Here is a 24,123-nt window from a genome sequence, read left to right on the forward strand (position 1 = left end):
GGCCAACCTGGACCAGGGGGCATGAAACACATGGACACCAGCCAATACATCCAACTCTTCCTGGAGGAGGCACAGGAGCACCTGCAATCGCTGGCGGACAGCCTGCTCGAACTGGAGCGGGATGAACAAAATACGGACATTATTCAACGGATGTTCCGATCCGCCCATACGCTGAAGGGTATGGCCGCGAGCATGGGGTTCGAACAAATGGCTCACTTGACGCACGAGATGGAGGACGGACTGGACGGGGTTCGATCCGGACGCGTCGCGATTTCCGGCGCGCTGATAGACGCGCTGTTTGCCTGCGTCGATGCATTAGAAGCGTGCGTGCAGGCCGTGATGGACGAGGGTACGGACACACAGGTCGAGATTGCCGGGGTAAGCGAACAGCTGGCGGCTGCGTTGAGCGCGGCTACGAGCATCGAATCTGGGGAAATTGCCAGCACAAAATCCGCGGAACAAGCTGCAAAGTCTGGCCTTTTGGTGCGTGTGGAGTTTACGAAGGACTGCACGATGCCGGCCGTGCGCGCGTTTATGGTGCATCAAGCGCTCGAAGGGACGGTGGTCATCACGTGCACCGACCCACCGATGGATCGGGTGATGGCCGGAGAGTGTGGAGGGGTGTTCACCCTTGGCCTCGAATCCGGAGATGAAGACGCCATCCGCGCTGCCCTGGCAGGGGTTGCTGAGATTGAGCAGGTGACGCTTATCCAACACGGACAGCCTGAAATTCGAGAGGCTCCGACCGCAGGTCCCGCGCCGGAAAGCCAGCCGCGTGACCCGTCACGGTCCTTGCCGCAAGCGGATCGGCCGACAGAGCCGAAGCGCCCCGCACAGGGCACGTCCAGCGGATCGCAGAGCGGTTTGGCTGGGACCCGCGCGGGGCGTGGCCAGGGCTCGATACGGGTCGACCTGGCGCGCTTGGACGACGTTATGAATCGGTTCAGTGAGATTGTGATGGATAAAACCCGCTTGCGTCAGTTGGCCGCACAGCGCCGCGATGCGGAATTGTCCGAGGCGGTGCACCATTTTGAGCGCGTATGTGACGACTTGCAGGCATTGTTGTTGCGGATTCGCATGCTGCCTGTCGAGACGGTGTTTCAGCGCTTCCCGCGCATGGTCCGAGACCTTGCCAAATCGCTGGGCAAGCGGGTCGACCTGCACTTGGAAGGGCAGGAGACGGAGCTGGACCGTACAATCATGGACGAAGTCGGGGATTCTCTGGTGCACCTTATTCGCAACGCGATGGACCACGGATTGGAAACCCCGGAAGAGCGATTGCAGGCGGGGAAACCGGAGGTCGGTACGCTGCGGCTCTCCGCTTACCAGCGTGGAGACGACGTCTTCATCGAGGTGGCCGACGATGGCCGTGGCCTCGACCGGGTAAAGATCGCGAATAAGGCGGTGGAACGAGGACTCATCGATCCGGACCGGGTGGCTGAACTCTCGGACGAAGCGGTTTACGGGTTTTTGTTCGTATCGGGATTCAGCACGGCTGAGCGGGTATCTGACATCTCGGGCCGCGGCGTTGGCTTGGATGCTGTACGAGATACCATCGCCGGCCTCGGCGGGGAGGTCCAGGTGCGGTCCACGCCGGGAAAAGGGACAACCTTCATCCTCCGTATGCCTCTGACCTTATCGATCATCCAAGCTATGCTCATTCGTGTAGGGGATGAGCGGTACGCCGTGCCTATCAGTTCCTTGTTGCAAATTTATCAGGTGGATGCAGAGCAGATTCGGGAAACGGGAGGGCGGCACTTTATCCAGTTGGATGGGCGGCTCCTGCGTCTGCTCGATACGCGCAACTGGATGGGAAACCCCTCTGTGCCAGCGTCCACAGAACCCCTGAATGTGGCCGTGCTTGGCTGGGCGGATCGGTCCGTGGCCGTGATTGTGGATGAATTCCTCGATACGGAAGAAATTGTGGTGAAACCGTTGGGTGGGTACCTGCAGGGAAGGGTACCTGGGATCTCCGGGGCCGCGATTCTCGGCGACGGGGCGGTTGTCCTGATTCTGAACGCGGCCGACTGGATAGCCAACTATGGGTCCGGGCAATCTCAAACAATCGATAAAGGGTGAGGGAGATGCAGTATATCGTTTGCCGACCATTCGGTCAGGCGTACGCGATTCCAATGCAGGCGGTCCGGTCGGTGGAGCGCGTCGGCTCCTTCACCCGGGTCCCGGGAACAAAACCGTGCTGCAAAGGCCTGATGAACCTGCGGGGTGAGGTGATTCCGGTCATTGACCTAGCCATGTTGCTGAAATTAGGGGAAACCCCAACGGGACCGCAAACCCGAATTATCGTTCTCGAACGCGCGGAGATTACGGTTGGACTCCTGGCCGAACATGTGCGCGAGGTACTGGAAATCCCGCAAAGCAACCTGGAAGTTCATGAGGCCCGAGCGCACCAAGAGGCGGTTCGGGCCATCGCCGACGTGCAGAGAGAACCGGTTGCTGTCTTGGACCTAGAATACCTGTTGAATCCAGAACACGCCCTGGGGGCGTAACGGGCAAACACCATGAGGTCATGCCGACTGCTTCGTGGAATTCGTTTTCGATGACTGAAGTTTCGCCACTCTAGGGTTATTGATTCGGCCGTTTTTGCGGCGACGACGTAGCACCCCCGCCCTCGTAACGAAAGTCGTCGGGGCTCTCCACCGCGACCCAGGGTTCAGAACCCGTCGTTGGCTCGGCCGTGGGGGAGGAAGGCACCGGTTGCCGGGTCCCGTCTCCTGCGCGGGCCAGCTTGTTTGTGCGTGAAGTTGTGGGACGCATCGCTCCAACTCCTTTTCGGTCAGATGCATGGTTAGGATGCGCCCCTTGCTTTTTTCTTATCACCGAAAATAGCGCCTGTTGGTTGCGGGCGATCCGTGCAAAGAGGCGGATCGCCCAAGTTTTTACCAAACGTTTATCGGTTGGCGTACGCATGCGGTGAGGGCGAGGCGTGTTGATGCAGGTAGTTCAGGGTCTGCTCTACGGCGGTCTGCGCCTGGGCAATACAATCTGGGATGCCGACGCCGCGGTAACCGGCGCCGGTCAGGAAAACTCCTGGGAGTTTTTCCGTCAGTTCTTGTTCTACGGCCTGCAACCGGCCCAGGTGACCAACTCCGTATTGGGGCATCGCTTTTACCCAACGCGTTACGCGGGTGAACACCGGCTGCGCCGTGATGCCGACGAGTTCGGCAAGCTCTTGCCGGATACGGCGAATCATCTCTGCGTCATCCAAGTCCAGGCCTTCTTCCTGTCCGGCGCGTCCGACAAAGCACCGTAGCACCGCGTACCCGTGCGGGGTGGTGTGCGGCCATTTGGTGGAGAGCCACGTGCTCGCCGTCATCAACCGCCGTTCGACGCGCGGAGCCAGAAAACCGGATGCGTCCAGCACCGGTAGGTTCTCGCTCCGGTACGCCAGGGAGACCGTGGCGGTGGAGACGTAGGGGATGTCGGCCAGGTAGCGAGCTCGAGCCAGCCAAGGCTTAAGCAGCTCTGCGGCAACAAAGGCGGGCGCCGCGATGATCACCGCATCTGCCGTGAGGTTTTGTACGCCGGTCGGGGTGGTGAATGACACGCAGTACCGCCCATCCTCCGTTTGGTGGAGCGACTCCACGCGCGCCTTTGTGTAAAGCTTTGCCCAAGTATGGAGTTCGTCGTAGAGGCGCTCGACCAGCGTTGAAAAGCCGCCCCTCAAGGCGACGAACGCGCTGCGACCACCCGGCGTCGCGGAAACCGCAGCCGCAGCGGCGGGCCCCTGGGCCCTCGCCTGTGCCGCCCGCCAGCGGCGCTCCGCAGCGCTTCCCAGCATCAGGCTGCCGTATTCGCGTTCCAGCCGACGAAACTGGGGGAAGGTCGCCTCAAGGCTCAGGGAGTCGGCGCGACCGGCATAGATTCCGGCCAACAAAGGCTCGCACAGCCGGTCCACCCATTCGTCTCCCAAACGCCGGCGCAGGAAGGCGCCCACCGATACGTCCCCTTCCTCGCGCATCGGGGGAAGTACCAAGTCTCGCAGCGCGCGCCACTTTCCCCGGGCAGAGATCACCTCATTGCCCCAGAGAGCATCCCAGTGCGCAGGAATGCCCATGTTCGTGCCGCTGGGCAGGAGGGCAAGTTTGCCCCTCGAGACCACGTAGGTCCGGGCCACGCCAGATCCGGACGGAACCAGCTCCGCTTCGATGCCCAGTGACCGCACGAGCCCAATTCCGGCCGGCTTCCGTACCAGCATCGAATCGGGCCCGCCTTCCAGGATGAATCCATCCTCGCGATACGTGAACAGTTTTCCCCCCAGCCGTCCATCCGCCTCAAGCACGGTACATTCGAAGGACGTGGACTTCGCGTCCCGGGCCATCTGCTGCAAATAAAATGCGCAGGCCAAGCCGCTGATGCCCCCGCCGACAATGACTACGCGTTTCGCGGGTGTCATTCGTGTTCCCTCCCCGGCTGTCTGAGTTTCTGCTCGGCAAGGTCCGCCAAAACCCGGATAAAGTCCGGATCGTCATTCAGGGACTCGGTACGCACGAGCCGCATGCCTAAGGAGTCGGCCAGTTGTCGGCATTCAATGTCGATGTCGTATAAAACCTCCAGGTGGTCTGAAACAAACCCGGCCGGGCACACAACCACCTCTCGGCAACCTTCTTCGGCCAGCTGTCGCAGCACGACTAGGATGTCGGGACCCAGCCACTCGTCCGCAGTACGGCCGGCACTCTGCCACGCGTAGGTCACACGCTCCAAGCCGAGGCGGTGGGCGACCGCCTGTCCGGTCTCACGCAGCTGCTTTGGGTACGGGTCGCCCTGCTGTAAAATCCGCGCTGGCAAGCTGTGGGCGCTGAAGATGACCGGGGCACGCTCTGGGTGGCGCAGCTTCTGACGCGCGGCGTGCACCCGCTCAGCCAAGAGTTGAATCAAACCGGGATGGAGGTGCCAACTACGAATTTCGTGTACGCGCAGCGGGGTCTCAAGGGCGGCGCGGCGGACCTCGGCGAGGTACGTCTCTACGCTCAAGGCAGAGTAGTGCGGTGCTAAAACCAGTGCCACCGTCTCGCGAATTCCTTCCTGGACCATACGTTCAACCGTTTCCGCGATAAACGGGGCGGTGTGTTTATAGCCAAGGTAGACGCGCGCCGGCAAGGCGTTTTCGTTCAACTTCTGTTGCAGGCCTTGAACGGTCGCCTGGGTAATGGCGTTCAGAGGGGAGACGCCGCCGATGGACTCATAGCGACGAACGAGATCGGCCAACAGTTCGGGAGTGGGTTTCCGGCCGTGGCGGATATGGGTGTAATAAGCCTCGACCTCGGCCAAGCTGCGCGGAGTTCCGTAGGCCATCAGCAGCACACCGAGCTTCAAATTCATACCCTCACCCCCTGTTCTTTCAATCTCTGCTCGCTGTAGCTGTGGACGAACTCGGTCAATCGCTGCAGTTTCGACGCGTCTGTTAGTCGATGAACGCCGTGGCCCAAATTGAAGATAAATCCGGAATGGTTCAGTCCCTGATCGAGGATGCTCTTGGTTCGCGCTTCGATGACCTCCCAGGGGGCAAACAAAAGCGCTGGGTCGAGGTTTCCCTGCAGGGCGACTTGGGGACCCACGCGCGTTGCGGCATCTTCCAAGCGCACACGCCAGTCGACGCCAATCACGGTGGCCCCGGTCTCGGGCCAGATGGGCAACAGTTCGCCCGTGGTCACGCCAAAATAGATGAGGGGTACGTCAAACGGCTCTAGGGCATCCATAATCCGCCGCATCGTTGGCAGGACAAACACCCGGTAGTCGTCAGGCGAAAGGCTCCCAACCCAGGAGTCAAACAGCTGGACGGCATCCACACCCGCCGCAATTTGCGACTGTAGGTAGCGGATGGTCACGTCCGCCAGGGTATCCATCAAGTCTTGCCAGAGACTCGGCTCGGACCACATCATCTGTTTTGTCCGCAGGTAATCGCGTGACGGCCCCCCTTCAATGATGTAGCTGGCGAGAGTGAAAGGGGCGCCGGCGAAGCCGATGAGCGGGACCGGCAGCTCCCGTTTTAAGCCTCGGATGCTTTCGAATACGTACGGCAGGGCTTCCTCCGGTTCAAACCGGTGTAAGGACTCCACATCCTGCCGGCTCCGGACCGGGTGGGCCAAAACCGGTCCGACGTGCTCTTGAATGTCGAACTCACGTCCCATCGCACCGATAGGCAAAGAAATATCAGAAAACAAGATGGCGGCGTCGACCCCCAGCTGTTCCACGGGGAGGCGAGTAACCTGTACACAGAGTTCCGGTTGTCGGCAGATCTCCAGCAGCGAATATCGCTCGCGCAGCTGCCGGTATTCCGGCTGATAGCGGCCAGCCTGGCGCATAAACCAGACCGGCGAAACATCGACCGGCTGGCGCCGGCACGCCTTTAAGAATCGATCCGTTCGCGACATGCATACCCTCTTTTCTCAGGCCGGGCTGGCTTGCCCGCAGTGGCACAAAACCTCAACCCGGGGCAAAAACGCCCTTAAGATAAGCCGATAAGCGGGATTTGGAAATCAGTTCAACCCAGTTATACTCAATCCCTGGACAAGGTTGCAACCAACTGCCCCCAGTGTTCCATGCTTGGCGCGGGGGCTGACGCGAACTGTCGCGGAACGGTCACAAGCAGTATAATAGAAGAGACGACGATGGAGTCGCCGCTTGCATCCGATTGGCGAGGAGGCATGGAGATGTCGATGGAATTGGATTTCTACGCGATGATGGTTCAGCCGATGCGCGATGAATTGACGCAGATAGGCTTTCGTGAGCTAAGGACGCCGGAAGAAGTCGATGAAGCGTTGCAGAAGAAGGACGGGACCACGCTGGTCTTTGTCAATTCGGTCTGTGGCTGCGCGGGCGGCATTGCGCGTCCGGCGGCAGGTTTGGCGTTGGAACACGATAAACGGCCAGACAACCTGGTGACGGTGTTTGCGGGCCAGGATAAGGAAGCCACCGCTCGCGCGCGTGAGTATTTCGAAGGCTTGCCTCCCTCTTCTCCATCCATGTTTTTGTTTAAGGATGGAAAACTGGTTGGGGCGTTGCACCGCCACGATATCGAAGGCTCGGACGCGCAAGCGGTCGCGGAAAAGCTGAAATCGTTGTTTGACGAGTACTGCGCTTAAGCCGCTTGCGTTGAACTGAGGCGCTTGGCCCGTGCAGATATGCGACGGGATGTCCGCGCGGGCGTGATCCCGGCCGATGCCACAGGCGTCATCGCCCGATGAATCAATACATCCAACTCGGTTGAACGACCACCGTCGAGAAGCGGTTGGTCGTTCGCTTATGTTAGAATATGGATTGGAGGGAATTCTGTCCGCAGTTGTCGCAAATCGTCGACAAGAACTCCCAGGAGGCTGTTATGGCTCGCAGACACGGAATGGAAGAATACCTCGAAGCGATATATGTCTTGAACGGTGAAGGGGAAACGGTCATCCCTTCGCGGCTGGCGGATTACCTCGGCGTCGCCCGTCCGACGGTAACGCAAACCGTGCAACGGTTGACCCAGTCTGGGTACGTGTCCACGGGAGAAGGCAAGGAAATCGTACTTACGGAGAGTGGCCGGGAACGGGCGGAGCAGGTGGTGCGCCGACACCGTTTGCTCGAGCGCTGGCTCACTGACGAACTCGGGCTGGATTGGGCGGACGCCCATGTGGAAGCAGGGCGGCTTGAGCACAGCATCTCGTCGTTGGTCGAACGGCAACTGTTTGAACGACTCGGACACCCCACGACTTGTCCGCACGGCAATGTGATTCCCGGTTCGGGAGCGTCGCAGCCGCAGGGTCAGCCGCTGTCTGAGGTGCCGGCACCCGCCGATGTCCGCGTCATCCGGATCGTCGAGATGGCCGAGGAAGACCTGGATTTACTGCGTTTCTTACATCGCGCCGGGATTGTCCCAGGCAACCGTCTGCATCTTACCCGTGGGCTCGATCCGTACGAGGCTGGGATTGAGGTGGTCGTCGGCGACAGCACATACGCCCTGGATGAATCCGTGGCTCGACGGGTGCTTGTCCAGCCGGCATAAGAGGCTCCACTTTGGCTCATCTTAGGACTGTTGTGTCTCGGCTGGGGTGTCTTCGCAGCAGGCACGGACACGCGTTTCGGTACCCCCTTTCGGGGTACTACCGCGTGCTCACCGTGCCTGTATTCACGTTACAGCCTGATCTGCAGTCTGAAAGGTGGAGGAGTGTGGGTCTGTGAATCCTTCCCGGAGTCCGGTTTGGCGGCGGTGGCTTAGTTTCTTGACGGCCTGCCTAACTGTGGTGAGTCTGTTTACGATTCATGCCTCAGCGCGTGAAGGTGGACCTTCTCGGGTTTACGTCAACGCGCGCGCCGCGGTCGTTCTTGACGCCGACAGTGGACGCATTCTCTATGCGAAAAACGCGGATGAACCCTTCTATCCAGCCAGCACCACGAAACTGATGACGGCCATTCTCCTGGTAGAATACCTGCATATGCATGACCCGGTCTACATCAGCGAGACGGCCGCGCGTCAGGAGCGTGTTCGGCTCGGGCTGAAGCCGGATACCTACATTACGGCTGAACAAGCCCTGAATGCTCTCATTATGAAAAGCGCCAACGACGTCGCCTACGCCGTCGCTGAGACCATCGGCGGATCGCAGCTTGGTTTCGCCCGCATGATGAATGTGAAGGCGCGTCTGTTGGGGTGTACGCATACGAATTTCGTCACCCCAAACGGATTGCACGATGATGGGCATCGCTCATCCGCCCATGACATCGCCTTGATTCTGCGCGAGGCCGTGCGTCATCCCGAGATTGTTCAGGCGATGCAGACGAAGCAGTATACGATTGAGGACAAGACCATTCGCAACGGGAACCGGTTCATCTACCTTACCGACAGTCCCTTTGGTGAAATCGTCGGGGGCAAGACAGGCTATACCTCGAAAGCCATGTATTGTCTCGCGTTTGCGGTGCGTCAGCACGGGCGTCTACGGATATCCGTAGTGTTGGGTGCCCCGCGTAAGAGTTTGATGTATCGCGAGACGCAAAGGCTGCTGCAGTTTGCCGCGGAAAACCGCGACGTGGAGCTGGTCTAATGCTGTGCAGCTCGCGGAATGAAGTTCACCCTTCACCGCATCCAGCTGGGGGTGCCGTTATTTTTCAGATCCATATCGAATAGCCCCTGATGGTGCCCGCACCATCCCCAGTAGCCCGAGTATCCTGCCCACATCCAATTGCCATCCCCCATCGAAAATCCAGCCGCGATTTTGACGGGGGAGAGGCTGTCCCACCCGTCCTCCATGTTTTGGCCTATATACACACCGCTGTTATTGTTGAACGAGGCGATGTTCACGTTTCCTCCGTGAATCCAAACGCTCATATCGCCATCTCCCTCCTCGCCCCATTGTGTGCCCACTTCGTTCGCGGTGCTACATCGAAACAAGCTGTTGACGAATATGTTGGGGTGACGGGTACGCCGTTAAAGTTTACTGGGGGGATGAGGACGATGCAGCGGTCTGTCGCTTTGGCGTATGTCCTCTGGTTCTTTCTGGGTTACCTCGGAGTACACCGCATGTACTGCGGACGGATGGTCAGTGGCGTCACGATGTTGACCTTAACGGTGATTGGCGGCGTCACGTTCCCGATTCTCATCGGTCACTTGTTGATGTTCATCGTAGGTGTTTGGTGGCTCATTGACCTATTCTTGACCGCCGGTATGGCGCAGAGACATGGATGAGTGTTCCGAACGGCTTGCCCCTTCCCGCGTGAGTCTGTTATGCTTCACCGATAGATAGCTGAAGGAGCACGGGTGAATGGAGGATGGACACATGCGGGTGCTGACAATTGGTGGGGTGCGTGTGGAGGACCCGGTGATTTTGTCGCCGATGGCCGGGGTGTGCAATCCCCCGTTTCGCCGTTTAGCTAAAGAACTGGGGGCTGGCATGGTCTGTGCAGAGATGGTCAGTGACAAGGCGCTCGTGAATGGAAATAAGAAGTCGCAAAAGATGCTAACCATTTTGCCGGACGAACACCCGGTCAGCCTGCAGTTGGTCGGGTATGACCGGGAGTCGATGATTCAGGCGGCCGAGATGGTGGGCGAAACCAACGCTGACCTGATTGACATCAACATGGGCTGCCCGGTCCTGAAAATCTATAAGAATGGGTCGGGCGCGGCGCTCGCTCGCGATCCCGAATACGCAGCTTCGATTGTCCGGGCTGTTGTTGAGAGGGTGGACAAGCCAGTTACGGTCAAGTTTCGCAAAGGTTGGGACGATGAACACATCAACGCGGTCGAAGTTGCCCAAGCGGTGGAGGCGGCCGGTGCCAGTGCGGTGGCCGTACACGGACGAACCGCCAAGCAGATGTATAGCGGGCGTGCTGATTGGTCCATCATCCGGGCGGTGAAAGAGGCGGTGCGAATTCCCGTCATTGGCAACGGAGATGTGGCCAGTCCCGAGGATGCGCTACGGATGTTTGAGGAGACCGGCTGCGATGGGGTCATGATTGGTCGTGCTGCCCTCGGCAACCCATGGATCTTCCGGGAAGTGACACACTTTTTGCGCACGGGAGAGAAGCTGGCCCCGCCAAGTGTGGAGGAGCGCATCGAGGTTGCAATCCGCCACCTGGAATTGTTGGTCGAGTATAAAGGCGAAAATATTGGGGTCAAAGAGATGCGCAAACACGCCGCCTGGTACATCAAGGGCCTGCCAGGGTGCGCGGAGATGCGCAACGTCATCAATCAGCAAACGACCTTGACGGGGATGCGGGATTGCTTGTTGGGGTTTTTGGACGCGTCGCTGTCGAAGGCCTCTTAATCATCGGGGCAGGCGCCGTGACGACGCCTGCCTCGCATCAGCTGGTAAACGGTGCGATGCAGGTTTAGGGTTCGTCGTGGAGCGGATCGTCAATTTGACGACCGAGCGTCTCCCGCCCGAAAATCAGGACCACGGCAAAGCCCACAATAACGGTCGCAAAGAAGATGGTAAAGACGGCGGTGATACTGACTCCGCTGCCAAGCAGCGCTCCGACCAAAAACGGCGCGACGATGCCGCCAATCCGGCCGAACCCGGCCGCCCAACCAATTCCCGAGGCACGGGCGAATGTTGGGAATTGCTCGACCGTAAAAATGTACGTACCCGCGAAGGCGGCGAGCATGAAGTAGTTTAGGCACAAGCCGAAGATGATGAGCCAGACCGTGCTCGGCGCGTGGCCAAAACCAAGCGCGGCCAGGGCTGTGCATAGCATGGCGGGGACAAGGATGCGCTTGCGCCCCCACTTCTCCACCAGCCAGGCAGCCGTCAGGTAGCCGGGAATCTGGGCGATTGTCATAATCAATACGTAGCCGATGCTGTGGACCAAATTGTACCCTTTTATTGTCATAACCGACGGCAGCCAGACCGACATGCCGTAGTAGGCGAAGTTCATCACAAACCACAGGACCCACGTCACCAGGGTCCCGCACAAGATGCCGGGGTGCCACAGGGTGGCCATGGAGCGGCGGATGGATTTGTGCGGGAGAGCCCTAAACTTCGGCGTTTCTGGCAGCGTTTGGCGTACAATCAGGGTAAACAAGGCCGGCACGGCACCAATCAGGAAGACGACTCGCCAGCTGGTCCACGGCACCACAAAGAACGAGATGAGCGCGGCGAGCAAAGCCCCGCCGGCCCAAAACGATTCCAATAGGACCACCCGGCGGCCGCGGACCGCTTCCGGGGAAGACTCGAGTACGTAGGTGGTCGCAACCGGCAGTTCGCCGCCGAGCCCCAGTCCAACCAGGAAGCGCAGGATGATAAATACGGCCAATCCCCCGGCGAATGCGGTCAATCCAGTGGCCAAGCTGTAAATCAGAAGGGTCCACATGAAGATGGTCCGGCGTCCGAAACGGTCAGCCAACGACCCGGCAAAGGCGGACCCAATCGCCATCCCGATGAAGCTGATGCTGCCTAGGATGCCCATCAGGCTGGGATTGAGGTGCCACTGGGCAGCAATCGACGTCAGGACGAACGAGAGCAGGGCATTGTCCATCGAATCGAATAACAGTCCGATTCCCGATACGGATAAAAGGCGTGCCGCTGAAGGCCGCCGTTCTTCACTCGATGTGACCGATACGGTGACATCACTCATCGCGGCCACTCCTTTCCTCGACAAGTAAGATGACCCACCCACGCTATGGCGTTCGGCAGGATGATACCGACATATGCGGGTGCCCAGAAGGGTGTGCATGCGTGGGCACGGGTCCGGACCGGGTGGACGCTTATAGAGGTAGTCCGGAAAGGGCCACAGGACAGACAGAAATGGGGGAGTCGCGTGCGAGCGTTTCGGTTTTTACATACCGCCGATGTCCATCTCGGATCGCCGATGGCCGGTTGGACGCGAGACCTGCCCGAGGCGTGGCAAACCCGCCTTCGGCGCGCAGCGGACGGGGTCTGGCAGCGGATTGTCGACATCGCCATCGCGGAGCAGGTGGACTTCGTGACGATTGCCGGCGATTTATACGACCGCACCGACGTATCGATGGCGGTGCACTTTGAGTGGCTGCGGGGGTTCGAACGCCTGGCTGAGGCGGGCATTCCGGTCGTTCTTTGTCACGGCAATCACGATCCGCTCACTGCGCCGCCGCCTCTCTCCTGGCCGGCCAGTGTCCACGTCCTGCCTGCTGCCCCGCGGCTGGCCGATGCGACATATCAGGCTCCTTCCGTGTGGATTGACCTCGACGACGATACGCGCGTGCAGGTCAGCGGCTTTTCCTACCCGGTGCGCGAACTGACACCGTCCATGGCGTACGCGTTTGTCCGTCAACCGGAAGCGGATTTCGCGGTTGCGCTGTATCACGGCGCCGTTGGGCCCAGTTATGGGCACGCCGAGTACTGCGCGGCCACGGAGGCGGAGCTGGTGCAGCGTGGATTTGACGTCTGGGCCCTGGGACACATCCATCAGCCGACTGTTTTACGATCCGCCCGGCCCTACATCGCCTATCCGGGAAATCCGCAGGGACGGCATATGCAGGAAACTGGGGAACGCGGCTGTCTCGTCATCGATGTTTCGTCATCGGCCCAGGTGGCGGCTCGCTTTGTATCGACCAGCGAGCTGATTTGGACGGAATGCCGCGTACGTGTGGAAGAGGCCGACGACCTGGCGGGGGTGCGCGAACGCGTGCTGGCGTCGCTGGCGCGGCTGTTGGTGCGTTTTCCGGAGCGGTGGCTGATGGTCCGGGTCGTAGTGGAAGGCGAAAGCGTATCGGAAGGACTGTTGCGGCTAGAAGACGACGAATTTTTACAGGCCCTCCGGCAGGAGGCATCGGCGCGGCTCTGGCCAATCTGGATAGCGCACGTCGATTGGCGGGTACGGCCTGCGCTCGATTTGGCGACGCTCGCCGAGAGCCCGGAGTTACTTGGCGAGTTGGTGCGCGTCTATCAGCATTATCAAAGCGATCCGCTGGCCCGAAGAGAATGGGCTCGCCGCGAGTTGGCCGATGTCTTTCACCCCGGTAACGGACTGGCCTTTGACGCGATATCAGAAACGGAGCTTGCGGAGCTTTTGCAAGCCGCTTTCCGGCTGTTGACGGCGTGGGCGGTACAGGAGGATGCGCGATGAAGCTGCGCCGGTTGGAACTTCACCATGTTGGCCCACATCACGGCCCCGTCCTGGAAGGGGTCGGGGACGGATTGACCATCGTTTTTGGCGATAACGAAGCGGGGAAAAGCAGCCTCCTCGCGGGTTTGCGCGGGCTTTTGTTCGGTCGCGTGGTGAGCGCGGAGCCGCGGCTCATCCAGCGGCAGGGCGCCCACGGCGTGCTCATCTTTGAGACGGACGGCCAGCTCTGGCGACTGGAACGGAGTTTGGACCGGCGGCGTCGGCCATTGCTGTATGACCCAGAGGGAAATCGGCAAGCAGGCGAGGCGGCCCTGCGCCAAGCTGTGCCTGAACTCAACGTGGTCGAGGACTTGGTCTATCAATCGGTGTTTACCTTTCAACTCGAAGAGTTATCAGTGTTCACGCCAGAGCACCGGGCGGTCAGTGAACGCTTGTTTGTGGTTGACCGCCTGGGCCGCCAGTCGCCCGCTGCGCTGGAAAGCGAATTGCTGCGGCGAGCCAAGGCACTGTTCAATCCCGATCCGCGCGCCAGGCGGCCCGAGTTGACGCAGTGTCTGCTCGACCTGGAGACTCTCCACCAGGCACGCAGCCAGCAATCCGACTCGGCGGCAGCCTATCGGGCGGTGCGTCAGGAGTTGGAACAGGAGCGGACAAGGCTCGCCGAGTTGACCCAAGCGTTACGGAGAGCCACCGACCATTACCAGCACGCGGAACGCTTGAAGAGTCTCTACCCGCTGTTTATCGAGGCGAGCGCGGCAGAGAGTCGTTTGGCGGCGGCCATCGCCGCGTCGACCCAAGCCGTGCTTTCACCGTCGGGAGCCGGTACGGTCGTCGACCGGCTCGATGGACGCGTGGACTTGGAGTCCGCGGCCCAGGAGACGCTGAGGCGACTGCGGGCGTGCAACCTGGAGACGGCCTCGTGGTCGTGGAGTGTCCAAAAAGTCCGCGAAGGTCTACCGCGGCTGCAGCGTTTGCGGGCGGAGGTTGAGGACCTGCGGCGTTCCTTGACTCTCTTCCCCGACCCGGGATTTTTGGATCCCGGATTCCCGGATGCGGGGGGGTTCGAGCCACGAGAGGTTGTGGAGGACCCCGCGCATATGGCCGAATTGGAGGCAATGGCACAGGAAGACGAACGCCTGTCCCGAAAGCTGGAAGCGTCCGAACAAGCGTTACAGGAAGCGGTCGTGATGCGGGCGGATCGAGAGGAGCAGTTGCGCCAGCGTGGCTTTACAGAGGATGCTGAGCGCGAACTGGCGGATCGGAGAGCTTTGGCGGAGCAGCGACTTGAGCAGCTCGCTGCGGATACGCAACGGCTCCAGGCAATGCTGCAGAAAACACGGGACCTGGCCGCATTGCGGCGCGTGCGGGATGCAGCAGGGAGTGAAAAACGGACCCAACCGCGGCTTGGCGTAAGCCTCGGATTCTGGGTGGCGGCTGTTCTATCGCTTGGGGCGGTGGCCGCAGCGTTGTTTCAGCGGGCGTTTGTCGCCGCGCTTACCGTCCTAGGGGCGCTCGCGGCCGTCTGGTCCATCGGTCTCCGGGCGGCCCAGGCCGCGGCGACGGCGCGGCGGAAGACCCACGATGTGGAGGCTGAGGCGGCCGGCCTGCGTGCGGACATTGAGCAAATGAGCGCCGAACTGGCCACGGTGACGGTTGACCACACGGATGAATCTGGACTGTTGGCTGCCCTCGCCGCGGTATCGACTGCACAGCGCAGACAGGAACAGGATTTTCACCAATTCGGACTGGATGCGCAGTTGGTGCAGGCCTGGCGCGAAGCCTGCGCACGCGTGGAGTGGGCAGCGCGGGAGAAACAGGCATGTCGTTTAGCCCTGCATCGGCACCGTGTGAAGTGTGCGCGTTGGTATCGGGAACACGGCGGCCAGTTGGCAGAGGACGATGTGCGTCCGGCGCGAATGTTGGCTGAGTTTCGCCGGCAGGGTGAACTCCGCCAACGCTTGCAGGCGGTCCGACACGAGGCAGAGAATGTGGTGAGTACCGTCACCGGCGCTTGTCGTCACCTGGCTTCCTTTGGCTTGTGGGATCCCGCGCAAGCGCCGACCGCGGCGGAGGTGGCCGACAACCCTGCGCGGCTCCAGGCATGGCTGGACCGTGCCCAGACCGGTCTCGACGCCTTGCGTCGGCAAGAGGAGGACGCCCTGCAGGAACTGGAGGACGCGTTGGCCGATTGGCGGCGGGCGCGTGCGGAGGCCCAAGGCAAAGCCGGTGGCCTGGACGCCTGGCAGGCGGCTTGCAGGGAACTGCGCGGGGAGACGGAAGGGGTGCTGACCGAGCGTCTGCAGGCGGCCCGGCGCGAACTCGAGTCCTTGCGTCAGGACGAAGAGGTGTGCATTAAACGCGTCGGGGAACTGGAGTCGCGGTTAAACGGATGGTCGCGGACGTTCTCCGACATCGACTGGCAGATTGGCGAACTTTCTGCCCGGCGCGATGCGCTGGCCAAACGCTGGGCCGTCTACAAGCTGGCGGAGGCGCTCTTGAAAGAGGCAAGGGCGCGCCACCAGGCCACCCGTCAGCCACGCACCCTGCAGACGGCGGCCGCCATCCTCAACGAGGCCAGCCACGGACGCTATCCTCAGCTGCGGACGGAGGAGACGGAAGCGGGGGGCAAGCTGGTGGTCATCGACGCCCACGGTCGGGCCTGGGAGCCCGCCGAGCTGTCGCGGGGAACGCGCGAGTTGGCCGCCTTGAGCCTGCGCCTGGCGCTGATTCAAGATTATCGGGAACGTGGCGTTCAACTGCCTGTCGTCATCGACGACGCCCTGGTCAACTTGGACGGGGCGCGCCTGGCCGGTCTGCTCGAGGTGATTCGCGCCACGGCAGAGGAGCAGCAGATTCTTTATTTGACCTGTCAGACCGCGGTGCGCGTCTGGGCAGAGACGCACGGAATTGACGTCATAGGGCTATCCCACCCTGACGGTTTCACACCGAGTCCGTCCCCAGCGCACGCGAAAAACGGGCAGTTTTGAGGCTGTCCCAGCGGGAGGATGAAATCGGATGGCCAAGTTAGAGGTCTGGGCAGGGCCAGCGGGAAGCGGTAAAAGCTGGCGTGTCGCGGCTGCTATTCGCGAGCAAATCACAGAGGACGCTCTCGGACCGCGCTTGTTCTGGCTGGTGCCAGAGGCGATGTCGTACACGGCGGAGCGAGCGCTGCTCAGCACGGTGCCCGCTTCCCTGCGGGCGGAGGTGCTCAGCATTCGTAGGTTGGCTGGCCGCGTGGTGTCCGAGGTGGAGCCGGGTTTGGCGTTCATCAACCGGACCGGGAAACGGCTGCTGCTGGCCGCGGTGTACCAAGAGTGTTTGGCCGACTTGCAGGTGCTGCACCGGGTGGAGCCGTCGATTGCCTTTCTCGACGCCATCCTGGATACCTTTCGCGAATTGACAGATCACCTGGCCGCGCCCGCGGAGATTGCCGCCCGTCTCGAAGCGGCCGCCGGTCAAGCGGGAGTGCTGACCGCTGGACAAGCCGGCGCCCTTACCGCTGGCCACGCCGGGGTCCTGCGTACCGGACAAACCGGGGCTCTTGCCGAGTCGCCCGCCGCGGCTCGGCCCGATGCGGTCGGACGAGCGGCGGAGCTGGCTGCGGGTCGGTCTTTGTACGGGAAGCTGCGCGACTTGTGTCTGCTCTACGTCCGCTATCGGCAGGAGTTGGATGCTCGCGGCCTGGCTGATGATGACGACCTGCTACTGCGGGCGGTGGAAGCTGTGCCTTCGTGGCCGACGCTCGCTGGGGCGCAGGTGTTCGTCGACGGGTTTTCCGACATGTCGCCGGCAGAGCGGGAGTTTGTGTTGACATTGGCGCAGCATGCGGATCGGACGGTGGTCACGCTGCCTGTGGATTTGGAGCACCCAGAACGGGGAATCTGTCCAACGGCCGAACGGCTGCTCGCGGAGTTTAAGGAGCGGGCCGAGGAGCTCTGCCTCGGTATATCCATCCACACCCTTGCCGGTTCCCCTGCCCGTTTCCAGGACAATCCCGACCTGGCGGTCATGGAGCGGTTTGCCTTGGCGGATGACCAGCCGACCACACTTAGGGCGGCAGCGCGCATTCAGGTGGCGGTTGCCCAGAATCGGCGCGTGGAGGCAGATAGCATTGCCGGGGAAATCGCTCGGCTGGTCCACCAAGAGGGGATGTCGTACGCGGATGTGGCTGTGATTGTCCCGCACCTGGAGGATTACGCAGCGGTCTTGGAAGAACGGTTTGCGGAGCATCAAATCCCTTGCCAACACGATGTCTATCCACCTTTGGCCTCGCATCCGCTGGCACGCTTCACCCTGGCGGCTTTGTCCGCCGTGGAGGAGGGGTGTTCGCTCGAATCCATGCTCCGCCTCATCCGCACGCCGTTTTGCACCTTGTCGATGGCCGAAGCGGATTGGCTGGAGATGTACCTTGTCAAGCACGAGGTCGAGGGCGTCAAGGTTTGGCAGCAGGCCGAGCCGTGGACGTTCTCGCAGCAGTCTCGGGCGGGGTTCAAAAGTGAGGAATCCCTGGTTCGGGAGGACCAGCGTGCGGATGACCTGCGCCGTCGGTTGAGAGATCACATGTTGCCGTTCTTCGAGGCGCTCAGCCGTCCCAGCCTGGCTGCCGACGAACTCGCCCGGCAGCTCTGGGACCTGTTTGAGCGCGTCGACGCTCGCGCCGAGATTGCCCGCTGGTTGGTCGCCGGCCGCAGTGGCGAGGAAGACCCGGTGGCGGCCGGTGTCCACGAACAAGCCTGGCAAAAGCTGCTTGGACTCCTCGACGACTTTGCCGGCACGCTGCCAGGGGCAGTACTGCCGCGTGGATTCTTGTTTCAACTCGTGCGCGCCTACCTGCAAGGTGAAGCCCTGGCCACCATCCCGAGCGGCTTGAATCGGGTCGTGGTGAGCGACATGGCGCGGGCGGCCGGATGGGAGCGTAAGGTGGTGTTCCTCGTCGGGGCGACCGACGGCGCCCTGCCGCTCAGGGTACACGAAACCGGGTTGTTGCGGCAGGAGGAGCGCGAGCAGTTTCAACACTGGTTTGGCCGGCGTTTAGGTGGAACGCTCGCCGATAGGCGGGCGGAAGCCCGTGCCCAGGCGTATTTCGCCCTGACGCGCGCGACCGAGCGGTTGTATTTCAGTTATCCGCTCGCGGATGCCGCAGGACGCGAATTGCGTCCATCGCGGGTCGTGGAACGAACGCGGCAGTTGTTTGCCGATGGGAGCGTGCCGTGGACGGTACACCGGGCCACAGGGGGAACGGCCTACGCGGTGGAGGAGGCAGAGCGGCGGTTGCCGTCCACTCCGGCTGCGGCATTGGCCGACGCGGTTCGTCGCGTGCGCCAGCGGTCGGTCGATCCGCTCGCGGCCGCCGTCCTGTTATGGCACCTTACTCAACCCGCAGGGGAGAGCGTGGTTGAGACGGTGTACGCGGGTTTACGGCATCGGACTACCGCCGCCAAACTGCCGCCGGCCTTGGCCAAAGCCTTATTTGGCCATCCGCTGACGGTCAATGTCTATCAGTTGGAGACATTTGCGGCTTGTCCGTATCGCCACTTCGTCGAATACGGTCTGAAGCTGCAGGAAGAGGAGACGGCAGACGTTACGGCGGCGTTTCGGGGAGCCTTGATGCACGATGCCTTGGACGCGTTCGTCGCCAGGCAGCGTCAAGACCTGAAAGCCTGGCGGCAGATGGGCGACGAGGATGCCGTAGCGGCGATGCGCGCGGTGTTTGCCGAGGTTCTCGCCGCCAAGGGGCTTCATGCGGGGCAGCGTCAGGCGCTGCGTCGCCAGCAGGCGCTGTCGATCTTGGCCGTGTTGGAGGACGCGGCGGTCGTACTCACTCGCCACCTTCGCTATGGACGTTTCGCCCCCAGTTTCACGGAGCTGTCGTTTGGCGACCACCCGGACAACACCCTACCCGCGTTCGAGGTGGCGGACGAGCACGGCAGGGTGGTGCGCTTGCGCGGACGAATTGACCGCGTGGACGTGGTTCAGGACGGTGAGACGGCAGGTTTCCGCGTGTTGGATTACAAGTCGAGCGTTCAGGACCTCGACCTGACCGAGGTCGCGCACGGCCTGCGCCTGCAGCTGCCCGTGTACACCGCCGTGGTCGGAGCGTACGCAGAGCAACTGTTCGGCGTGTCGCTGCCTGCGGCGGGCATGGTCTACGTGCCGATTCACCGCAAACTGCCCGTCGACTTGGCGCCCCCAGGCGAAACCGAGGCCACGGAACGGTCGTATAAAGAGATGCGCAGCCGCGGCTGGCTGCTCGCCGACGCGGATTTGGTGCAGGCGATGGATGAGCGCGCCGGCAGCCAGGCCACCGACCTGTTCCCCGCTTTCTTTAAACAGGACGGATCGTGGCGGAAAACAGCGCCCGTATTAAGTCCCAAGGAGTGGCAGTGGCTGTTGGGGCGCGCGCTTGGACACGTGGTAGAAATCGGGGCGCGGATTCAGGACGGGGAGGTGGCTATCGCTCCGTATGACCTGAACCGCAAGACCGCTTGCCAGTATTGCCCATATCACGCGGTTTGCCACATCGACAGGCGCTGGGACGCGCGGCCGCTTCGCCGTCTCGAGCCGTTCTCTCGGGAACGGATGCGCGAATGGGCCGGGTACGCAGCCCGGACGGAAAGGGGGAAACGGAGTGGCGTTTCGCAATGACCGTTGGTCAGACAGTCAGCTGCGGGCGATTGAAACCGTCGGACACAACCTGCTCGTCTCTGCGGGCGCCGGATCGGGCAAGACATCGGTATTGGTGGAGCGCGTGGTCCGCCGGATTGCCGGGGAACACGCGGTCGATCTCGACCGTTTGCTGATTGTCACCTTCACCGAGGCGGCTGCGGCAGAGATGCGCAACCGAATTGCCTTGCGTCTGCAGGAGCTTTTGGCCAAGGCCAGACAAGAGCGAGACAAAGGTGCCGTCCGGCGTCTGTCCCGACAATTGCTGCTGCTTGACCAGGCGCAGATTTCCACGCTCCATAGTTTCTGCATGGAGGTGGTGCGTCGGAACTTTTTGTTCCTTGGAATTGAGCCCACGTTTCGCATTCTCTCGGAAGAGGAATCCGCTCTCTTGCGCCGGGAACAGTTTGAACGCCTGTTGGAGTCGCGCCTCGCTCGGGACGAAGCGGGGGCGTTTGCGGACACCCTGGTTCGGTTTCAAGCGGCGAATCCGCTGCGTCTGGCGGAACTGGTGTTTCGCATGGACACCTTTTCGCGCAGTCAGCCGGATCCCGCCGCTTGGCTAGATCAGGTGCAGGCGTCGTACGCCGAGGCCGAGGCCGTAGGGTTCTCTGGGCTAGCCTGGACGCCTGTGTTTCTCGAGTGGCTGGCGGAGGAGCTGGCGTACGCAGAGAAACTGTGTACCACCGCCCTGAACCTGGCCGGGGGTGCAGACGAACTGGCACAGTATACGGACAACCTGACGGCCGTCCGCCAGGCGTTGCGAGAATGGCGCGGTCAGCTGGAGGCTCAAGGTCTTGATGCGTCCCTGCCGACGGCCCAGGCGCTGCAAGGGCTTTTGAACGCGTCCGTGCGCGGGAAGAACCACCCCTGCAAGGAGGAGGTGAAGGCTCTGCGCGATGAGGCCAAGAAGGTTCTGCAGAAGGTGATTGCGATTGCGGGGCGCGGCGAGGCGTCGTTATTGGCCGACATCCGGGAGCTGGCGCCGCACGTGCAAGCCCTGGTGGAGTTTATACGGGAGTTCCAAACGCTGTATGAGACGGCCAAACGGCGGCGGCAGGCGCTCGACTTTACCGACTTGGAGCACCTGGCTCTCCGCGTGTTGCAAGACCCAGAGAGCGGCGAACGCCATCGCCTTCAGCATCAGTTTGTCGAGGTGTTTGTGGACGAATACCAAGATACCAGTCCCATTCAGGATACCCTGGTCTCAGCCATCGCGCGGCCAGAAGGAAACCTGTTTGTCGTCGGGGACGTCAAACAGAGCATTTACCGGTTTCGCATGGCGGAGCCCGGATTGTTCCTGCACCGCTACCATACGATGGGACGGACGGAGCCCGGAGAAGTCATTGAGCTGACCGCTAACTATCGCAGTCGCGTCGAGGTGGTGGACGCGGTCAACTTTTTCTTCATGCAGTGGTTTGTCCCGGCGCTGGGCGGGATTGCGTACACGGAGGAGACGTGGATGGTGGCCGGCGCCAAATACCCGAAGGCCGAGGAGAGCGTCCATACGCTGGCCGGGCCGGTGGAGGTTCACCTTGTGGAGCGGATGAACGACGAGCAAGGCAAAGCAGACAACGACAGCGCCAGCGAAGACGGATGGACGCCGGAGGGCAGCGACAGCCCGGACGCGCTCGGGGATGCGGAGGTGTCCATCGAGGACCTGAACGCCTTAGAGCTAGAAGGTACAGTAATTGCACAACGGATTTTGGAGCTGATGGGCCAGGTGGACGGTCATCCGGCGCACCAAGTGTGGGATGCAGGGCTCAAACAGTATCGACCCCTGCAGTACCGCGACATCGTCATCCTCCTCCGATCCGCCCGCGGCCGCACCAATACGCTCCTGGACGTGTTGGCCCGGCACAAGATTCCGGCTTATGGGGCGACGTCCACCGGTTTTTACGGGGCGCTGGAGGTGCGCTGGCTGACCAGCGCACTGGCTGCTATTGACAACCCGCGCCGCGAGGTGGCGCTGGCGGCCCTGCTCCGCTCGCCGCTGGTCGGGTTGAACGACGTGGAGTTGGCGCAAATCCGGCTCTTTGCCAGCGGCAATTATTACGACGCTCTACGCCAGGCCGTGCGCGCCGCTGAGTCTGGCGAGGCGGGGAAGGAGACGGAGGGGGATCAACCCGTTCTCTCGAAGGAGTTAGCGGAGCGTCTGCGCCGCTTCTGGCGTCGGTTTTCAGCCTGGCGGCAGGCGGCGCGGCAAGACCCGGTTGAGGTCGTGCTGCGTAAGGTCCTTGCGGACACCCACCTGATGGCGTTTCTTTTGGCGATGCCGGGAGGCGAAATCCGCCGCGCCAATGTCGAGCTTCTATTGGACAAGGCGCGTGAGTTTGATAACAGTACGCGGGACGGGGTGTTTGGCTTCGTTCGGCGGCTGGGCGACATCGTCTCGCACCAGATGGACACCGGTGAGGCCCAGGCCATTGCGGCCGGGGAGGATGTGGTCCGGGTGATGACGATTCACCAGAGCAAGGGCCTCGAATTCCCGGTCGTCTTCGTGGCGGATTTGGGTAAATCGTTCTATCAAGACCCGCAGGAGAAGGCGTATCCGTTGCACCCCGAGTTGGGGGTGGGACCCCAGTTTGTCGACGGGAGTGGCCGTCGCCGCTGGGTCACCATGCCGTCGGTGGCCTTGGCCGAGATCAATCGTCGTGAGTTTCTGGCGGAGGAAGCGCGGGTGCTCTACGTGGCCCTGACGCGGGCGCGGGAACGACTGATTTTGGTCGCCTCGATGAAAAACGTCGAAGAGCGGCTGCGTCGTGCACTGCAAGGGGTTCCCAGTGAAGGCAGGGCACTGCCCAGTTTTTGGCTCATGCGGGCCCGGGGCTATGTGGACTGGTTGCTCCCTGCGCTCCTGCGTCATCAAGATGGCAGCGGGCTGCGGCAGGCTGTACAGACGGACGCGGCCCATACCGGCGTGCTGCATCCTCTCGCGGGCGTCTATGACCATCCGGCTCGCTTTCACGTCCAGCTTTGGAACGCATCCTTGCCCGGAGCGAAGCCCATCCCGCTCATCGGCTGGCAGCCTGCCGAGACGGAAGAGTCAGGGCAATGGGTGGATTTCTCGGCCTTTTGCGCGTGGCTCAAGCAAAACACGGAGGATGCCACCGAAAGCATGGTGTCGGCGGCGCTTCTTGGGGCTACGGACAGACCATTGTGGACGGACGTCCCGGGAAAAGTATCCGCCACCGATTTACGACGGCTTTGGGTGGCCCGAAGGCCTGCGCAGGGAAAGGCAAAGCCAGGACGGCTGTCGTTGGCCGCGGCCGAGAACCTGCTCGAGACGCCGCAGTTCATCGACGGCAAGGCGTCACCGCGCGCCAGCGGCAGCGCCTACCACGCGGTCATGCAGCACATTGACTTTACGGTACCATCGACCCGTACGGCGGTCGAAGCGGCCTTGGACGAGCTTTGCCGTTTAGGACGAATCAGCGCCGAGGAGCGCGAAACGGTGGTCGTGGACGACGTGTTGGCGTTTTTACAGTCTGACCTGGGCCAAAGGGCCGCTCGTGCCAAGCGCGTCTGGCGCGAGCAACCGTTCTTCGCCCGCCTTGAGCTTGCGCACCCAGAGACGGATGCCGTGCGGATCGACAAGGCGAACCCTGGCACGGAGACGAACCGGTTTGTGGTGGTGCAGGGTGTCATCGATCTCATGTTCGAAGAGGAGGACGGATTTGTCTTGGTCGACTACAAAACGGATAAGGTGCAGGCGGGCAAGGTGACCGAGCATGCGGCAGAGTACGCCGCCCAGGTGGCCGCTTACCTGCGGGTTGTAGAGGCCGCAGTTCGTCCGCGACCGGTCTCGGCCTGGCTGTACTTTGTGCGCGCGCGCGCGGTGGTGCCGATGTCTGCAGTGGATTTGTCCAGCGTCTTCACGGACCAATGAGATAGAACGCGTTTGACAAGTTTCCAAACGAAGGCATA

Annotated in this window: 17 protein-coding genes; 11 read left to right on the forward strand and 6 right to left on the reverse strand. The window is 61.7% G+C overall.

The genetic code is table 11. The features are described from left to right. Positions 1-30 precede the first annotated feature (30 nt). A complete protein-coding gene (locus H522_RS16725) occupies positions 31-2,079 on the forward strand; it encodes a chemotaxis protein CheA (RefSeq protein WP_051343567.1) in 2,049 nt (682 codons plus the stop codon). Positions 2,080-2,084: 5 nt separating this feature from the next. Next, the gene (locus H522_RS0100840) at positions 2,085-2,507 is read left to right on the forward strand and encodes a chemotaxis protein CheW (protein WP_026960850.1); all 423 of its coding nucleotides are present in this window, start codon (positions 2,085-2,087) and stop codon (positions 2,505-2,507) included. A gap of 76 nt (positions 2,508-2,583) precedes the next feature. On the opposite strand, the gene H522_RS21355 is transcribed toward H522_RS0100840, so the two are convergent. From H522_RS21355 to hemE, 4 genes are all read right to left on the reverse strand, one after another. Next, positions 2,584-2,775: a hypothetical protein gene (locus H522_RS21355; RefSeq protein ID WP_155836096.1), complete on the reverse strand. Its 192-nt coding sequence runs from the start codon at positions 2,773-2,775 to the stop codon at positions 2,584-2,586. A 133-nt stretch (positions 2,776-2,908) separates the two neighbouring features. After that, the gene (gene hemG / locus H522_RS16730) at positions 2,909-4,414 is read right to left on the reverse strand and encodes a protoporphyrinogen oxidase (protein ID WP_051343569.1); all 1,506 of its coding nucleotides are present in this window, start codon (positions 4,412-4,414) and stop codon (positions 2,909-2,911) included. Next, positions 4,411-5,340 (reverse strand): ferrochelatase, encoded by a 930-nt coding sequence (gene hemH, locus H522_RS0100850; protein ID WP_026960851.1) that lies wholly within the window; start codon positions 5,338-5,340, stop codon positions 4,411-4,413. The genes hemG and hemH overlap by 4 nt, the downstream gene beginning before the upstream one ends. Further along, positions 5,337-6,392, reverse strand: coding sequence for a uroporphyrinogen decarboxylase (hemE, locus tag H522_RS0100855; RefSeq protein WP_026960852.1), 1,056 nt, complete (start codon positions 6,390-6,392; stop codon positions 5,337-5,339). Before hemE ends, hemH begins: the two co-directional genes overlap by 4 nt. 285 nt (positions 6,393-6,677) lie before the next feature. On the opposite strand from hemE, the gene H522_RS0100860 reads away from it, so the two are divergent. From H522_RS0100860 to H522_RS16735, 3 genes are all read left to right on the forward strand, one after another. Then, on the forward strand, positions 6,678-7,103 hold the full coding sequence (locus tag H522_RS0100860; RefSeq protein ID WP_026960853.1) for a BrxA/BrxB family bacilliredoxin: 426 nt from the start codon (positions 6,678-6,680) through the stop codon (positions 7,101-7,103). Between the two features lie 236 nt (positions 7,104-7,339). Next, positions 7,340-8,002, forward strand: coding sequence for a metal-dependent transcriptional regulator (locus H522_RS0100865; protein ID WP_026960854.1), 663 nt, complete (start codon positions 7,340-7,342; stop codon positions 8,000-8,002). 172 nt (positions 8,003-8,174) lie between these two features. Beyond that, positions 8,175-9,035, forward strand: coding sequence for a D-alanyl-D-alanine carboxypeptidase family protein (locus H522_RS16735; RefSeq protein WP_081411743.1), 861 nt, complete (start codon positions 8,175-8,177; stop codon positions 9,033-9,035). A 32-nt stretch (positions 9,036-9,067) separates the two neighbouring features. Here the strand turns inward: H522_RS16735 and H522_RS0100875 are convergent, their stop codons facing one another. After that, positions 9,068-9,319 (reverse strand): hypothetical protein, encoded by a 252-nt coding sequence (locus H522_RS0100875; RefSeq protein ID WP_026960855.1) that lies wholly within the window; start codon positions 9,317-9,319, stop codon positions 9,068-9,070. A gap of 126 nt (positions 9,320-9,445) precedes the next feature. On the opposite strand from H522_RS0100875, the gene H522_RS0100880 reads away from it, so the two are divergent. Continuing rightward, positions 9,446-9,676 carry a TM2 domain-containing protein gene (locus H522_RS0100880; RefSeq protein ID WP_026960856.1) on the forward strand — a complete coding sequence of 77 codons (231 nt, stop codon included), beginning with the start codon at positions 9,446-9,448 and terminating at the stop codon, positions 9,674-9,676. Positions 9,677-9,767: 91 nt separating this feature from the next. Then, positions 9,768-10,754, forward strand: a complete 987-nt coding sequence (gene dusB, locus H522_RS0100885; RefSeq protein ID WP_026960857.1) for a tRNA dihydrouridine synthase DusB — start codon at positions 9,768-9,770, stop codon at positions 10,752-10,754. Between the two features lie 64 nt (positions 10,755-10,818). Here dusB and H522_RS0100890 read toward each other — a convergent pair whose 3' ends face one another. Then, positions 10,819-12,063, reverse strand: coding sequence for an MFS transporter (locus tag H522_RS0100890; protein WP_026960858.1), 1,245 nt, complete (start codon positions 12,061-12,063; stop codon positions 10,819-10,821). 183 nt (positions 12,064-12,246) lie between these two features. On the opposite strand from H522_RS0100890, the gene H522_RS20185 reads away from it, so the two are divergent. Genes H522_RS20185 through addA form a run of 4 tightly spaced genes read left to right on the forward strand, consistent with a single transcriptional unit; the run spans position 12,247 to position 24,085 of the window. Next, positions 12,247-13,533, forward strand: coding sequence for a metallophosphoesterase family protein (locus tag H522_RS20185; protein WP_051343571.1), 1,287 nt, complete (start codon positions 12,247-12,249; stop codon positions 13,531-13,533). After that, positions 13,530-16,520: an AAA family ATPase gene (locus tag H522_RS0100900; protein WP_026960859.1), complete on the forward strand. Its 2,991-nt coding sequence runs from the start codon at positions 13,530-13,532 to the stop codon at positions 16,518-16,520. Before H522_RS20185 ends, H522_RS0100900 begins: the two co-directional genes overlap by 4 nt. 28 nt (positions 16,521-16,548) lie before the next feature. Then, positions 16,549-20,178 carry a PD-(D/E)XK nuclease family protein gene (locus H522_RS0100905; protein WP_026960860.1) on the forward strand — a complete coding sequence of 1,210 codons (3,630 nt, stop codon included), beginning with the start codon at positions 16,549-16,551 and terminating at the stop codon, positions 20,176-20,178. Beyond that, positions 20,162-24,085: a helicase-exonuclease AddAB subunit AddA gene (gene addA, locus H522_RS0100910; protein WP_026960861.1), complete on the forward strand. Its 3,924-nt coding sequence runs from the start codon at positions 20,162-20,164 to the stop codon at positions 24,083-24,085. Before H522_RS0100905 ends, addA begins: the two co-directional genes overlap by 17 nt. The last annotated feature ends 38 nt before the right edge of the window (positions 24,086-24,123 follow it).

This window comes from Alicyclobacillus herbarius DSM 13609 (genome assembly GCF_000430585.1).
GTDB lineage: Bacteria > Bacillota > Bacilli > Alicyclobacillales > Alicyclobacillaceae > Alicyclobacillus_G > Alicyclobacillus_G herbarius.